This window comes from Skermanella stibiiresistens SB22, from assembly GCF_000576635.1.
Classification (GTDB): domain Bacteria; phylum Pseudomonadota; class Alphaproteobacteria; order Azospirillales; family Azospirillaceae; genus Skermanella; species Skermanella stibiiresistens.
Genome location: NZ_AVFL01000004.1, coordinates 261,763 through 275,490, shown reverse-complemented (window position 1 = coordinate 275,490; position 13,728 = coordinate 261,763). Strand labels below are relative to the sequence as shown.

Annotated in this window: 16 protein-coding genes; 12 read left to right on the top strand and 4 right to left on the bottom strand. The window is 65.6% G+C overall.

The window, feature by feature from the left end; translation table 11 throughout:
* Nucleotides 1–7: 7 nt before the first annotated feature.
* Together minC and N825_RS07925 are read right to left on the bottom strand one after the other, a co-directional pair.
* The gene (minC, locus tag N825_RS07930) at nt 8–790 is read right to left on the bottom strand and encodes a septum site-determining protein MinC (protein WP_037449313.1); all 783 of its coding nucleotides are present in this window, start codon (nt 788–790) and stop codon (nt 8–10) included.
* Between the two features lie 317 nt (nt 791–1,107).
* On the bottom strand, nt 1,108–1,389 hold the full coding sequence (locus N825_RS07925) for an SHOCT domain-containing protein (RefSeq protein ID WP_037449311.1): 282 nt from the start codon (nt 1,387–1,389) through the stop codon (nt 1,108–1,110).
* A gap of 563 nt (nt 1,390–1,952) precedes the next feature.
* Between N825_RS07925 and N825_RS07920 the strand changes: the two genes are divergently transcribed.
* The 3 genes from N825_RS07920 to N825_RS07910 all read left to right on the top strand — a co-directional run bounded on the left by N825_RS07920 (nt 1,953) and on the right by N825_RS07910 (nt 3,486).
* Complete coding sequence (locus N825_RS07920; RefSeq protein WP_037449309.1) at nt 1,953–2,654, top strand: PhoH family protein; 702 nt, start codon at nt 1,953–1,955, stop codon at nt 2,652–2,654.
* A gap of 149 nt (nt 2,655–2,803) precedes the next feature.
* Entirely contained in the window at nt 2,804–3,115 is a 312-nt protein-coding gene (locus N825_RS07915) for a type II toxin-antitoxin system HigB family toxin (RefSeq protein WP_037449306.1), read from the top strand.
* The gene (locus N825_RS07910) at nt 3,112–3,486 is read left to right on the top strand and encodes a helix-turn-helix domain-containing protein (RefSeq protein WP_037449303.1); all 375 of its coding nucleotides are present in this window, start codon (nt 3,112–3,114) and stop codon (nt 3,484–3,486) included. Before N825_RS07915 ends, N825_RS07910 begins: the two co-directional genes overlap by 4 nt.
* 1 nt (nt 3,487) lies before the next feature.
* Here the strand turns inward: N825_RS07910 and N825_RS07905 are convergent, their stop codons facing one another.
* Nucleotides 3,488–4,438 carry an L-lactate dehydrogenase gene (locus N825_RS07905; RefSeq protein WP_037449300.1) on the bottom strand — a complete coding sequence of 317 codons (951 nt, stop codon included), beginning with the start codon at nt 4,436–4,438 and terminating at the stop codon, nt 3,488–3,490.
* Nucleotides 4,439–4,646: 208 nt separating this feature from the next.
* Between N825_RS07905 and N825_RS07900 the strand changes: the two genes are divergently transcribed.
* The 9 genes from N825_RS07900 (at nt 4,647) to N825_RS07860 (ending at nt 12,701) form a co-directional block, all read left to right on the top strand.
* Nucleotides 4,647–5,261, top strand: coding sequence for an SCO family protein (locus N825_RS07900; RefSeq protein WP_037449297.1), 615 nt, complete (start codon nt 4,647–4,649; stop codon nt 5,259–5,261).
* Between the two features lie 240 nt (nt 5,262–5,501).
* Nucleotides 5,502–5,858: an AtpZ/AtpI family protein gene (locus N825_RS07895; RefSeq protein ID WP_037449591.1), complete on the top strand. Its 357-nt coding sequence runs from the start codon at nt 5,502–5,504 to the stop codon at nt 5,856–5,858.
* Between the two features lie 39 nt (nt 5,859–5,897).
* The gene (locus N825_RS07890) at nt 5,898–6,641 is read left to right on the top strand and encodes a F0F1 ATP synthase subunit A (protein ID WP_037449293.1); all 744 of its coding nucleotides are present in this window, start codon (nt 5,898–5,900) and stop codon (nt 6,639–6,641) included.
* Between the two features lie 102 nt (nt 6,642–6,743).
* The gene (locus N825_RS07885) at nt 6,744–6,968 is read left to right on the top strand and encodes an ATP synthase subunit C family protein (protein ID WP_037449290.1); all 225 of its coding nucleotides are present in this window, start codon (nt 6,744–6,746) and stop codon (nt 6,966–6,968) included.
* A 99-nt stretch (nt 6,969–7,067) separates the two neighbouring features.
* Entirely contained in the window at nt 7,068–7,733 is a 666-nt protein-coding gene (locus tag N825_RS07880; RefSeq protein ID WP_051511706.1) for a F0F1 ATP synthase subunit B family protein, read from the top strand.
* The gene (locus N825_RS07875; protein ID WP_037449287.1) at nt 7,733–8,215 is read left to right on the top strand and encodes a F0F1 ATP synthase subunit B family protein; all 483 of its coding nucleotides are present in this window, start codon (nt 7,733–7,735) and stop codon (nt 8,213–8,215) included. Before N825_RS07880 ends, N825_RS07875 begins: the two co-directional genes overlap by 1 nt.
* 185 nt (nt 8,216–8,400) lie before the next feature.
* Complete coding sequence (hydA, locus tag N825_RS07870) at nt 8,401–9,864, top strand: dihydropyrimidinase (protein ID WP_037449284.1); 1,464 nt, start codon at nt 8,401–8,403, stop codon at nt 9,862–9,864.
* A gap of 108 nt (nt 9,865–9,972) precedes the next feature.
* Complete coding sequence (locus tag N825_RS07865) at nt 9,973–10,476, top strand: putative pterin-binding protein (protein WP_051511705.1); 504 nt, start codon at nt 9,973–9,975, stop codon at nt 10,474–10,476.
* Nucleotides 10,473–12,701, top strand: coding sequence for an ATP-binding protein (locus N825_RS07860; RefSeq protein ID WP_051511704.1), 2,229 nt, complete (start codon nt 10,473–10,475; stop codon nt 12,699–12,701). Before N825_RS07865 ends, N825_RS07860 begins: the two co-directional genes overlap by 4 nt.
* A 10-nt stretch (nt 12,702–12,711) precedes the next feature.
* On the opposite strand, the gene N825_RS07855 is transcribed toward N825_RS07860, so the two are convergent.
* Nucleotides 12,712–13,722 carry an ABC transporter substrate-binding protein gene (locus N825_RS07855; protein WP_157619049.1) on the bottom strand — a complete coding sequence of 337 codons (1,011 nt, stop codon included), beginning with the start codon at nt 13,720–13,722 and terminating at the stop codon, nt 12,712–12,714.
* Nucleotides 13,723–13,728 lie beyond the last annotated feature (6 nt).

Here is a 13,728-nt window from a genome sequence, read left to right as displayed (position 1 = left end):
CCACGTTTCATGCCAGGGGATCCATGCGCAGGTAGCCGTCATCCAGGTATATGTGAACCTGCTTCTTGAAGACCGTCTTCTCCAGGTCCTCGCTCACCCGATAGAGCCCCGCGATCGACACCAGTTCCGCCTCCAGGCTGTGACAGAAGATGCGGGCGCTGGTATCGCCCGAGATGCCGGCCAGCGCGCGCCCGCGCAGCGAGCTGTAGACATGGATGTTGCCGTCGGCCAGCAGCTCGGCGCCCGCGCTGACGGGGCCCAGTACGATCAGGTCGCCCCGCGCCGCGTAGATCTGGCGTCCCGAGCGGACCGGCTCGGTGATGATCATGGTGGTCTTCTGGAATTCCGGGGCCGCGGTCTCCGCCATCGGCATCGGTGCCCGCGGCGGCAGCGGATCGGTCGGCGCGCGGCCGGGCGCGGGGCGCTGGAAGTCGCGCTCCGGCTCGCGGCTCGGCCTGCCGGTCGGCATGATGGTCAGGCCCGCCTCGAAGGCGGCCGCCTGCTGGGTCGGGGTGCCGCCCTGGATGCCGACGGGTATCAGGCTGTTCTGGCGCAGGGTCACGACGAAGTCGATGAAGTCGGCCGGGCCGGCGCCTTCATCCAGGTCCTCCAGGTCGAGCACCACCGGCGCGTTCTTGAAGAAGTTCGGTGCCTGACGGATCTTGCTGAGCAGTTGGGGGAAAAAAGACGGGTCGTCGGGAGCCATCAGCTTGAGCACCATGACGGTGAAGCTGTTGCCCCTGAGCTGGAACGGCGCGTCACGCTCCGAAATCTGATTGGTGCTTCTCACAAACCCCTACCACTTATCATGATGTCCGCCGCCCCGGCAGGCGGCCGGCACCGCCGCTCCCTGCCCTGGCGCATCGGGTTGAAATCGGCCGAGCCCACCAAAATCGAGAAATGGCTACTCCTTCTAGCGAGCCATGGCCCCGAAGTGCAAGCGTCTAGTTAACCATAACCCGCGGATATTTCCGCGACCAGCCCTTCGGCTGGCCATGATTGCCATCGATAGCCCAATTCTTGGGGTCTGTGCCCCAAAAACTACAAATTATGGTAACGGCGCCCACACCTTTTGGCAAAGTCTTTGAACGCCCTGCGGCGCGGGTCTCAACCGGCGCCCGGCGGCTTGCCCGCCGCGTCGGCCCTGAGCGCCGCTTTCCGATCCTCGTATTCCCGCTCCGTCATCAATCCCCGATCGAGCATCACCTTGAGCGCCCGCAGCGAGCGCCCGACCGAGTCGTCACCGTCATCGCCACTCTCGCTGTCGGCGGACCCACTCGCCACCCCGGCCCGCCCCCGGGGGGCTCCAGTCACGGGGCGGCCGCCCGTCCGGATCGACGCCGAGACCGGCTTCTTCTCATTCCAGATCGACGTGAACCTTTTCGTCATGATTTCCGTCCAGCATGGATCCGGGGCACGAGGCGCCAGCATAGGCATTCACGCGGGCGGGCGCCACGCTCTCGTGGCCCATTGGAGTGTGAACGCGGGCGCGAAGTGGATAATCCGCAACATCTAGATGAATCTTTGATGTCACACACGAAATAGCGGAGACAAAGGCGAAGTCCGGAGGTTATCCTTCAACCATCGCGGCTGACACAGACGACAGGAGAACAGATACCTTGTCCGACCCGTCCAGAAGCCTTCCAGATCCAACCAGCGGGGCGCCCCCAGCCGTCCTCGTCGCCCGGTTGGCATCCGCTTCGACGACATCAGCCGCACGCACGACCGAACCTCCCCTCCGGGAGGTTTTTTTGTGCCCGCGTTCCCGGTTCCCCGACCAAGCCGCCTACCAGACATCGTTCAAAACGGTCTTCGTCCCAACGGTTGAGGAGAACGACATGGCCCAACGCCGCTTCGGCAGCAGGAGGTGATTGATGAGAGCCCCATTCGACACATGCACCCTGTGGGACCCGCTCAATCAGGAAACCAGCGAAGGGAAAGGACGACGCGCGATGACCAAACGCACCGCTTCACAGGCCCGTATCGTGGCGCTCCCCGATGCCGCCGGCGAGGACTTCCGTGACCAGAGCTATCTGAAGACGGTCAAGCCGCGCACCGCCAACCAGGAAGCGCTGATGGCGGCGATCGACACCCATTCCCTGACGCTGGCGGTCGGCCCCGCCGGAACCGGCAAGACCTACCTCGCCGTGACCAAGGCGGTCGAGGCGATGAACGCGGGCAAGATCACCCGCATCGTGATCACCAGGCCCGTGGTCGAGGCGGGCGAGAGCCTCGGCTTCCTGCCCGGCGACATCAACGAGAAGATGGACCCGTGGATGCGGCCGATCTACGACGCGCTGTCGGACCGGCTGGGCGCCCGCCAAGTGCGCCAGATGACCAAGGACGGCACGGTCGAGATCGCCCCACTGGCCTATATGCGTGGCCGGACCATCTCGCGCAGCTTCGTGATCGTCGACGAGGCGCAGAACATGACGTTCCAGCAGATCAAGATGCTGCTGACCCGCCTCGGCTGGCACTCCACCATGGTGATCACCGGCGACCCCGACCAGACCGACCTGCTCCCCAGCATGTCCGGCCTTGAGGAGGCCGTCCGCCGCCTGACCCCCTTGGAGGACATCGCGATCGTCCGCCTGACCACCCAGGACATCGTCCGCCACCCCCTGGTCGCCGCGATGATGCCCCTGTTGGCCTGATTTTCCGGAAAGTTGATGCCCAGCGCCTCGCGAGGCGCTGGGCATTCGACAAAATCCCTAGTCGGGCGGATCGAAGACGCCAGTCGCAAAACCTCCCATTTTGGGAGGTTTTGCTTGCTCCCATTTTGGGAGATGATTAATGTTTGAAAATGAGGATCATCGCCTACAAGACGCTTCGCGAACACTGGGAAAGGCCGGGGCATTCCGACAGCCGTGAAGCCCTTGCGCAGTGGTACGCCATTGTGGAGAAGGCTGACTGGTCCGGCCCGGCCATTTTGAAGGATCAATTCAGAAGCGCCAGCTTTGTGGGCGATCGAGTCGTCTTCAACATAGCAGGCAACAAGTACCGACTTGTGGTGGTCGTAAAATACAAGTGGCGCATGGTTTACATACGCTTCGTCAGCTCCCTCCACGAGTACGACGAGTTGAACCGCGCGCGTGGACTGGAGAGCATCCAATGAACGTGACGCCAATCAAAACGGACGCCGATTTCCGCACCGCTCTCTCCGAGATCGAGCGACTATGGGATGCCGAGCCGGAGACCCCCGAAGGCGATCGGCTCGATGTTCTCATGACGCTGGTGGAGGCGTATGAACGTCGGCACCATCCCATGCCAATCGCCGACCCTATCGCGGCGATCGAGTTCATGTTGGAGCAACGCGGCATGACACGCGCCGACCTGGAACCGATCATCGGTTCCAGCGGCCGTGTGTCCGAGGTCTTGAACCGACGCCGGGCGTTGACGCTGCCGATGATCCGTCGGCTCTCGGAGGAATTGCGAATTCCTCCGGAGATCCTGATCCAACCTTACGATCTGAAGCGCGTCGCCTAGTCTACCCAATCCCCAACTTGGTCACCGCCTCCTTGAGGATGCCGGCGCTGCGCGCCAAATCGGCGGTCTCCTGGGGGCTCAGGGTGGGCTGCAGAGTTTCCAGGACGCCGGTGGCGCCCAGCACGCGCGGCAGCGACAGCGCCACGTTCTCCACGCCCGCAACCGACGGATTGACGATCGAGCAGGTCACGACCGCGCGCTCGTCGTCGGAGATCGCCTGGACGATCCGGGCCAACCCTCCGCCGATGCCATACCAGGTGGCTCCCTTGCCCTTGATGATCCTGCCGGCGGCTCCGCGCACGCCCTCGTCGATAGCCGCCCGCACCGCGTCGGTCACGGGCCGGCCGACCTGTTCCGCGAAGTCGGAGACCGGCATGGCTCCAGCGTCGGCGCCGGACCAGTGCAGCACCTCGCTGTCGCCGTGCTCCCCCAGGACATGGGCGTGGACCGACTTGGGCGAGATGCCCAAGTGCCGACCCAGCAGCGCCCGAAAACGGGCCGTGTCCAGGATGGTGCCGGAGCCGACCACCCGGCCGGCCGGGAAGTCGGGCGTGGTCCGGCGCGCGATCTCCAGCGACACCTGTGTCATGACGTCCACTGGGTTGGTCGCGATCAGCAGAACCGCGTCGGGAGCGCTCGACAGGACCCGCGGGATGATCTCGCCGAAGACCGCGGCGTTGCGCTCCAGCAGTTCCAGCCGGGTCTCGCCGGGCCGCTGGTTGGCGCCGGCCGACAACACGACGACGCATGAGCCCGCCAGATCCCCATAGTCGCCGGCGTTGACCGGCATCGGATAGGCGAATGGCGTCGCGTGCAGGATATCCTCTGCCTGGGCCACCGCCAGATCGTGATTGCGGTCGACCAGGACGATCTCGGTGCCGACGCCGCGCATCACCATAGCGTAGGCGGCGGCGCTGCCGACGAAACCCGCTCCCACTATTCCGATCTTCATGGCTCGATCCTCATGGACTGGCACACCGCGGTGCCCTAAAGGAATCTGGACGGATGGCTGGTCCCGCGCGTGAGCCGCGACCTTCGGTCCCATCGCGGCCCAGCGTCCATCCGAACAGTTAACCCGGTCAAGGAGGCAATCCACCCGAATGTGGATTCTCCGACGGCCGATCGGCCGGACGATCCTCCCGCAACAGCGGTCACGAACCATGAACCAACGCCTCATCCGCCTCGCCATCGGCACGCTGGTCGGCCTCCTGATAGCGGCCGGCATCGTCTGGTGGCAGGTCTCCAGCCTACCCGGGGGCTCCGCCGGAGGCACCCAGACCGGCACCGCCCTGATCGGCGGTCCCTTCTCGCTGACCGACAGCACCGGCAAGCCGGTCACCCAGGCCGACTACCAAGGCCGCTACACCCTGATCTATTTCGGCTTCACCTTCTGCCCGGACGTGTGCCCGACCGAGTTGCAGGTGATGGCGACGGCCCTCGACCGGCTCGGCGCCAAAGCCGATCAAGTCCAGCCCTTGTTCGTCACCGTCGATCCAGAGCGCGACACGGTGACGCAGATGGCGGAGTATGTCGCCCAGTTCCATCCCCGGCTGATCGGCCTGACCGGCACGCCGGACCAGATCGCCCAGGCGGCCCGGGCCTACCGGGTCTATTACGCCAAGGCCCCGGGCAAGGACGGCGACGGCTATTACACGATGGATCACTCGTCCTTCGTTTACCTGATGGGGCCGGATGGCCGGTTCCTGGAGGCTTTCGCCCATGGTACGACACCGGAGAGGATGGCCGAGACGATCGGTTCCCACATGAGGTCATGAGAGCGTCATCGACACGCGCCGGGGCCGTACGCGTCGGCGCGTACATAGTGTCGCATCGGTGGCCATACGCTCTCGAAACGCCCGCGACGGCCCCTTCGAAACCACTCAGTTGCGGCGGAAACCCAAGCAATTCAACCACTTGAGCAAAGGGTTTTGCGACTTGACAGGGTACTGCCCTAACCGTATGGTGCCGCCGCTTTCGCGTGGCTTCCCGGCTGGCGGGGGAACATGGGAACGGACATGAGCGAAGACCAGTCCACCCCACCTTCGCTGGACGATCTTGACGCCCGTTTGCGGAAGGCGCGGGAACGCGGCGCCGCCCCGGCGACCCAGTCGGACGGCGACGACGCCCTGTCGAGGAAATCCCTCGGACTCGCCTTTCGGATCGGCGCCGAGTTGGTTGCCGCGATGATCATCGGCGTCGGCGGCGGCATGCTGCTGGATCGCTGGCTGGGTACGACGCCCTGGGGCCTGATCGGAATGTTTTTCCTTGGCGCCGGGGCGGGAATTGTGAATGTCTACCGGGCCGTCACAGGCGTTGGCTACGCTCCGGGGTACCGGAAGCCGGGGTCGACCGACGACGGGCCGGAACAATAACAGCGCCAGACGCAAACGTTTGGCTGAACGAGGACGACCGTGGATCCGCTTCACCAATTCCAAATCCAGAGGTACGTGCCGATCAACGTCGGTGGCCTCGACGCTTCGTTCAGCAACTCCTCGCTGTACATGGTGGTCGCGGTCGCGATCATCACCGGCCTGATCGTGTTCGGCATGCGTGGCCGGGCGCTGGTCCCGGGCCGGATGCAGTCGCTCGCCGAGATGTTCTACGAGTTCGTCGCCAACATGGTGCGCGAGAACGCGGGCCCCGACGCCCGGAAGTATTTTCCGTTCGTCTTCTCGCTGTTCATGTTCATCCTGATCGGCAACCTGCTGGGCATGATTCCCGGTACCTTCACGTTCACCAGCCACATCATCGTCACCTTCGGGTTGGCCTTGACGGTCTTCGTGTTCGTGACGCTGCTGGGGCTGATCAAGCACGGCTTCCACTTCTTCACGCTCTTCATGCCGCACGGCGCGCCGATCGCGCTGGCGCCGATCCTGATCCCGATCGAGGTCCTGTCCTACCTGTCGCGTCCGGTCAGCCTGTCCATCCGGTTGTTCGCCAACATGATGGCCGGCCACACGATGCTGAAGGTGTTCGGCGGCTTCTCGGTCCTGCTCGGCGCCGGTCTCGGCGGCCTCGGTTACACGATCGGCATCCTGCCGCTCGCCATCAACGTCGCACTGGTCGGTTTCGAGATCCTGGTCGCCATGCTACAGGCCTACGTGTTCACGATCCTGACCTGCCTCTACATCCGCGACGCCCTGGAGCTGCATTGATCGTCCTGTCCAACAGGCCCCTTGATCGATGCCGCGCCGCGGGTCACTAAACACCACCTCACCTGTTCCTCTTATCAGTCTCATAAAGAAGGGTATCTAATCATGGACGCAGAAGCCGCTAAGTTCATCGGCGCCGGTCTGGCGGTTTTCGCCCTGTTCGGTGTTGGCCTCGGCATCGGCAACATCTTCTCGACCCTGATCAGCTCGATCGCCCGCAACCCGGCATCCCGCGCGGCGGTCTTCCCGATCGGCATTCTGGGCTTCGCGCTGACGGAAGCCGTGGCGCTGTTCGCCCTGCTGATCGCCTTCCTGATCCTGTTCGCCTAAGCTCGAGCCTGAACGAAGCTGGTTTTCGCTCATATGCGGCGCCTGGCTCAACGGGATCACCATCCCGTTGACCGGCGCCGCAAGCTTAGGGGATCGATCATGCCCAAGTTTTTGGCTCGTCCGCTCGTGAGCGGACTGGCCGGGCGCGCTGGTCTCGCCTGGACGATGCTCGTCGTCACGGCGGGCGGTGCCCTGGCCCAGGCGGATCATGGAGCGGCCGGCGCCGCGCACGGGGCCGAGATGGCCCACGGCGCGGAACACGCCAGCGGCGGCCTGCCCCAGCTCGATCCCACCGTCTTCGCCCCCCAGTTGATCTGGTTGGGTATCACGTTCATCGCCCTCTATTTCCTCATGGCCAAGGTCGCGTTGCCGAAGGTCGCCGAGGTGTTGGAGGAGCGGCAGGAGCGGATCACCAACGATCTCGACCGGGCCGCCACGCTCCGCGAGGAGTCGGCGGGTGTCATGGCGGGTTACGAAAAGGCCTTGGCCGACGCGCGGGTGCACGCCCAGTCGGTGATGGCCGCCACCACCGCGGACATCACGACGGCGTCGACGGGTCGCCAGACCCAGTTCAACGCCGATCTCGCGGCCAAGACCCGCGCCGCCGAGGAGCGGATCAACACGGCCAAGGAAACGGCGCTCGCCAGCGTCCGCTCCGTGGCGGTCGAGATCGCCCAGCAGGCGGCTGAGAAAATCGGTGGCGTCAAGATCGACGGCACCAAAGCCGACGCCGCTGTCGGTGACGTGATGCGGGAGCGTGGCTGATGTTTCAAGCTGCTGAATTCTGGGTCGCCGTCGCCTTCTTCATCTTCCTGTTCTTCGCGTTCCGTCCGGGTGCCAAAGCCCTGACGGCGATGCTGGACGACAGGGCGGACAAGATCCGCCAGGAGTTGGAGGAGGCCCAGCGACTGCGCGAGGACGCCCAGGCGACCCTCGCGTCCTATCAGCGCCGTCAGCGCGACGCGCTGAAGGAGGCCGAGGACATCATCGCCCACGCCCGCGAGGAAGCGGAACGGCTGCGTCTCCACGCCGCCGCCGATCTCGACGCCTCGATGAAGCGGCGCGAAACCCAGGCGATGGACAAGATCGCCCAGGCGGAAGCGCTGGCCCTGCAGGAAGTCAAGAGCCTGACGGTCGATCTGGCGATCGCCGCCAGCGGCCGCCTACTCGCCGAGAACATGGACGCCAAGCAGTCCGCCAAGTTGATCGACGACGCCATCGCCGATCTGCCGCGCAGCCTGCACTGAACCGTCCACCGGGATCGCGCCACCGTTCTGGCGTGACGCCGGGTCTCCGAAAAGCCTCCGATGCCGACGCATCGGGGGCTTTTCGCGTTTCGGGGCATGGCTCCCTTGCGGTAGGCTCGTTTTCGAAGAGGCATGGGCTCGAAGAAGTTATGGGCCGGAATGAAGAAACGGGGAGAACACGCGTCATGTCGATCCTGATCCGCGGCGGTACCGTCGTCACCGCCGAGCAGAGTTTCCGCTCCGACGTCTTTTGCGATAACGGCATGATCGTGGCGGTCGGCGACGGCTTGGACGCGCCAACCGGCGCCGAGGTGGTCGACGCGGGCGGCCAGTATGTCATGCCCGGCGGCATTGATCCGCACACCCACATGGAACTGCCGTTCATGGGGACGGTCGCCAGCGAGGACTTCTTCTCCGGCACCTCGGCCGGGGCGGCCGGCGGCAACACCATGATCATCGACTTCGTGATCCCGGCTCCCCAGCAGTCGCTGATCGAGGCCTACCACCAGTGGCGTGGCTGGGCGGAGAAGGCGGCGACCGACTATTCCTTCCACGTCGCGGTGACGTGGTGGGGCGACCAGGTCAAGGAGGAGATGGGCGTGCTGACACGCGAGCACGGCGTCAACTCGTTCAAGCACTTCATGGCCTACAAGGGCGCCATCATGGTCGATGACGGCGTCCTGCTGAACAGCTTCGCCCGGGCGCAGGAGCTTGGGGCGCTGTGCACCGTCCACGCCGAAAACGGCGACGCCGTGTTCCACCTCCAAAAATCGCTGCTGGAGCAGGGCATCACCGGACCGGAGGGGCACGCCCTGTCCCGGCCGCCGCAGGTCGAGGGCGAGGCGGCGCAACGCGCCATCGCCATCGCCAACGTGCTCGGCGCCCCCGTCTATATCGTCCACGTCTCGACCGAGCAGGCGACCCAGGCCATCGCCCGCGCCCGCGCCGCCGGTCACCGGGTTTATGGCGAGGTGCTGCCCCAGCATCTGGTGATCGACGAATCCGTCTACCGCGATCCCGACTGGCAGACCGCCGCCGCCTATGTGATGAGCCCGCCGTTCCGCCCCAAGCACCATCAGGAGGCTCTGTGGGCCGGCCTCGCCTCGGGAGGACTCCAGACCACCGCCACCGACCATTGCTGCTTCTGCGCGCCGCAGAAGGCGGCGGGACGCGACAACTTCACCAAGATCCCCAACGGCACTGGCGGGATCGAAGACCGCATGTCGATCCTGTGGCACAACGGCGTCGGCACCGGCCGCCTGACACCCAACGAGTTCGTCCGGATCACCTCGACCAACTGTGCCCAGATCTTCAACCTGTATCCCCGCAAGGGGGCGGTGCAGGTCGGCGCCGACGCCGATCTGGTGGTCTGGGACCCGGCGGGTACCCGCACCATCTCGGCCAAGACCCATCACCAGAACGTCGATTTCAACATCTACGAGGGGATGGAGGTGACCGGCGTCGCCCGTCACACCATTTCTCAAGGCAATCTGGTGTGGACCGACGGCGACCTGCGCACCGTCAGGGGGGCTGGCCGTTACATCGACCGCCCATGCCATCCCCCGGTGTTCAGGGCGATCGACAGGTACAACGAGCTTCACAAGGCGGTCGGCGTCGACCGCGAGGTTTCCACCGCCGTCACCCCCTGAGTGGAGGCGCGCGTTCGTCGCGGGGGCGAACGCGCGAAGCTCGAACAATTTTTATACTAATGAGGTAATCTGTCCGGGCAAGATAGATCAGCCCGGACCGGTGACCCCATGCCCCAATCGCCCGCACTCCTCCAAAGACGTTTCGCAGGCACCGTCGCCGCCGTCCTGTTCTCCCTGGTGGTCTGGTTCGGCGGTGGTGCCGCCAAGGCCGCCGGGATCGCGGTCTCCGGCTCCGGCATCGCGGCGCCAGCCATGCTGGACGCGGCGCGTCTGGCCTCGTTTCCCGCCGTCGAGATCACAACGGCGACGCCCTGGACCGGACAGGCGCGCTTCGCCGGGCCGCTCCTGACCGAGGTGCTGAGGACGCTGGACGCGCGGGCGTCGAAGGTCTCGCTGATCGCGCTGGACGACTACAAGGTCGACCTGTCGATCGCGGACATCCTGAAGTATCAGCCGATCATCGCGATCCGCATGAACGACAAGCCGATCCCGCCGCGCGAGCGTGGACCGTTCTGGCTGATGTTCCCCTTCGACAACCATCCGGAGTTGCGGAACGACGCGTGGTACTTCCGGGCCATCTGGCAGATCGACCGGATCAAGGTGGAGCCGTGACACGGGGGCTCCGCGCCGCGCTGGCCGGACTTGGCCTTGCGGTGATCGTCTCGTTCTCGATCGTCGGAGCGCTACAATACGTCCTGTCGAACAAGACGACCGGCGTCCTGGCTGGCGGCACCGACAACCAAGCCTGGGCGTTCTTCCAGCTCGCGACCGAACACCAGCGGCTTCAGGTGGCGCTGCTGGAGGTATCGGCCGGCGTCGGCGATCCCGCCGCCGCCGAGCGCCGTTACGAGGTCTTCGTCAGTCGCCTGAACATCGTCCGCGCCGGCACCTACAAGCAGATGTTCATCGGCAAGGCGTTCTATGACAGCGGGATCGCCGAACTCGCTCGTTTCGTCGACGAAACGGACGCGCTAGCCGGTGCCTCCGGCGGCTTCGACGCCACCGTGGTGGCGGCACTGCTCGACCGGGTGCCGTCTCTGCGGGAGCCGATCCAGGCGATGATGCTGGGCATCATCGGCGTCAGCGCCAACGAGGCCGCCCGCCGCTGGACGGAGATCACCGCCATGCAGAACCTCGCCACCTTGGCGACGGTGATCCAGGCGGCGCTCTGCGCCATCTTCGCGGCGCTGGCCGGCTGGTACATCCTGCAAAGCAGCCGCTCCCGGCGCGAGCTGCTGCGGCTGACGGAAACGCTCAACATCGCCAAGCAGGGCGCCGAGGCGGCCAGCCGCGCCAAGTCGGAGTTCCTCGCCAATATCAGCCACGAGATCCGCACGCCGCTGAATGGCGTCATGGGTCTGCTCGGCCTGGTTGTCGACAGCGACCTGACGGGAGAGACCGGCTCCCACGCCAGCTCGGCTCTCCGCTCCGCCGAGAACCTGCTGACCATCGTCAACGACATCCTGGACCTGTCCAAGCTGGAGGCCGGGCGGATCGAGGTCGAGACGGAGGACTTCCTGCTGACCCAACCGGCCGAGGACGTGGTGTCGATCCTCCACCCCAAGGCCCAGCAGAACGGTAACGAACTGGCCTACACGGTCGACCCGGGTACCACCCTCTCGCTGCGCGGCGATGTCGGACGGATCAGGCAGATCCTGTTCAATCTGGTCGGCAACGCGGTCAAATTCACCCAGAACGGCCGCATCGGCATCCGCTTCTCGACCCAGCCGCTGGACGGGGCGCTGATGCTGGTGGTCGAGGTCAGCGATACCGGCATCGGCATCCCCGAGGAATTCCTGGCCCACCTGTTCGAGCGGTTCTCCCAAGCCGACGGGTCCACCACGCGGCGCTATGGCGGCACGGGGCTCGGCTTGGCGATCTGCCGTCAGCTCTGCCTGCTCCAGGGCGGCGACATCACGGTGCGGAGCGAGGTCGGTAAAGGCAGCACCTTCACCTTCACGATCCGCTGCCAGCCCGGCCCCGACATCGCCGAGACCGTGGCGGAAAGCCCGGCCGAAACCCCGGCGGAAGCGATCGGCCGCAGCCCCCTTCATATCCTCGTGGTGGACGACATCGACGTCAACCGCACGTTGATGCTGGCGTTGCTGACGCGCCGTCATCACACCGTCGAGATCGCGACCAACGGCGCCGAGGCGCTGGCCGCCGTGATCGCCGCCGAAACGCCGCACGACCTCGTCCTGATGGACATCCAGATGCCGGTGATGGACGGCTGCTCGGCGACGGAGGCGATCCGCACCCTGCCCGATCCCGCCGGCGGCATTCCAATCATCGCCGTCACGGCCCACGCCATGGCGGGTGACCGCGAGCGTTATATCGCTGCCGGAATGAACGACTACGTCTCCAAACCCGTGCGGCCAGCCGACCTGTTCGCCGCGATCGAGCGCGTCATGGGCAAACCCACCGACCAGCCCGCTCCCCTCGCCACGGCCCCGTCTCCCCATTCCGCCCCACCAGACGATCTCGCGGACCTGCCGCTGCTGGATCAGACCATGCTCGACCAGTTGCGCGATTGCCTGGACCCGGAGGACCTGAGCGACATGCTCGGCATGTTCCCCGATCAGGCACGCATCCAAGCGGGCGAGATCGAGGCCGCCAACGCGGCGGACGATCCCGCCGCCGTCAAACGCGCGGCCCATGGCATGAAGGGCGCCAACGCCAACCTGGGCGCCCACCGCCTGTCCGCCATCGCCCGCGCGATCGAGGTCAACGCCGCCGATCCCGCCGAGGTCACTAGGCTCGTCACCTTGGCGCGGGCTCAGATCGAGCCGACACGGCGGGCGCTGGGCGAACAATTCCTCCCGGCGCCCGTCGGCTAGGCGCCAGGGATCACAGCCCCGCCTTCTCCCACACCGCGTGGGTCCAGGCACCTTCCGGCTTCTTGCTGATGACCGGGTCGGACTTGCCATTTATCAGCACGCCGACGGTCCGCTCATAGGCGGCGGGGTCGAGATAGCCCGGTCCCTTGGTACCGCCCTCGAGCAGCTTGGCGATCTCGCCGATCATCTTGCTCTGGTGCTCCTTGGTCTGGGCCCCGGACGCGTCGTTCTCCAGCACGATGTCGACCGCCTCGGCCTGGTTCTTGACCGCGTAGTCCCAGCCCTTCATGGACGCCTTGACGAAGCGGGCCAGCTTGTCGACCATCTTGGGGTCCTTCAGCTTGGCGTCGAGCGTGTAGAGCCCGTCCTCCAAGGTGGCGACGCCCTGGTCCTCGTATTTGAAGACGATCAGGTCGGACTGCGGCATGCCGGCCTCGATCACCTGCCAGTATTCGTTATAGGTCATGGTCGAGATGCAGGCGGCCTGCTTTTGCAGCAAGGGATCGACGTTGAAGCCCTGCTTGAGCACCTTGATGTCGGGATTGGCGCCGCTGGTGCTGTAGCCCAACTTGTCCATCCAGGACAGGAACGGATACTCGTTGCCGGAGAACCAGACGCCCAGCGTCTTGCCCTTGAAGTCGGCCGGCGTCGCGACGCCGCTGTCCTTGCGGCAGGTCAGCATCATGCCCGATTTGTTGAAGGTCTGCGCGATGTTGACCAGCGGGACGCCCTTCTCGCGGGTCGCCAGCGCCGACGGCATCCAGTCCACCACCACGTCGGCGCCGCCGCCGGCGATCACCTGGGACGGGTTGATGTCCGGCCCGCCCGGTTTGATCGTCACGTCGAGCCCGGCCTCCTCGTAGAAGCCCTTCGCCTCGGCGACGTAGTATCCGGCGAACTGCGCCTGGGTCACCCATTTCAATTGCAGGGTCAGCGCATCCGCCGCCCGCGCGTCCGCCATGCCACCGAAGCCCGCGGCGGCGACGGCGGCCCCCGCCAATGCCAAAGCCAATTTGCGCATCACCCA

Coding starts and splice junctions, on each gene's coding strand:
- N825_RS07925 (WP_037449311.1), bottom strand. CDS start 1,389: ATGACGAAAAGGTTCACGTCGATCTGGAATGAGAAGAAGCCGGTCTCG.
- N825_RS07920 (WP_037449309.1), top strand. CDS start 1,953: ATGACCAAACGCACCGCTTCACAGGCCCGTATCGTGGCGCTCCCCGAT.
- N825_RS07915 (WP_037449306.1), top strand. CDS start 2,804: ATGAGGATCATCGCCTACAAGACGCTTCGCGAACACTGGGAAAGGCCG.
- N825_RS07910 (WP_037449303.1), top strand. CDS start 3,112: ATGAACGTGACGCCAATCAAAACGGACGCCGATTTCCGCACCGCTCTC.
- N825_RS07905 (WP_037449300.1), bottom strand. CDS start 4,438: ATGAAGATCGGAATAGTGGGAGCGGGTTTCGTCGGCAGCGCCGCCGCC.
- N825_RS07900 (WP_037449297.1), top strand. CDS start 4,647: ATGAACCAACGCCTCATCCGCCTCGCCATCGGCACGCTGGTCGGCCTC.
- N825_RS07895 (WP_037449591.1), top strand. CDS start 5,502: ATGAGCGAAGACCAGTCCACCCCACCTTCGCTGGACGATCTTGACGCC.
- N825_RS07885 (WP_037449290.1), top strand. CDS start 6,744: ATGGACGCAGAAGCCGCTAAGTTCATCGGCGCCGGTCTGGCGGTTTTC.
- N825_RS07880 (WP_051511706.1), top strand. CDS start 7,068: ATGCCCAAGTTTTTGGCTCGTCCGCTCGTGAGCGGACTGGCCGGGCGC.
- N825_RS07875 (WP_037449287.1), top strand. CDS start 7,733: ATGTTTCAAGCTGCTGAATTCTGGGTCGCCGTCGCCTTCTTCATCTTC.
- hydA (WP_037449284.1), top strand. CDS start 8,401: ATGTCGATCCTGATCCGCGGCGGTACCGTCGTCACCGCCGAGCAGAGT.
- N825_RS07865 (WP_051511705.1), top strand. CDS start 9,973: ATGCCCCAATCGCCCGCACTCCTCCAAAGACGTTTCGCAGGCACCGTC.
- N825_RS07855 (WP_157619049.1), bottom strand. CDS start 13,722: ATGCGCAAATTGGCTTTGGCATTGGCGGGGGCCGCCGTCGCCGCCGCG.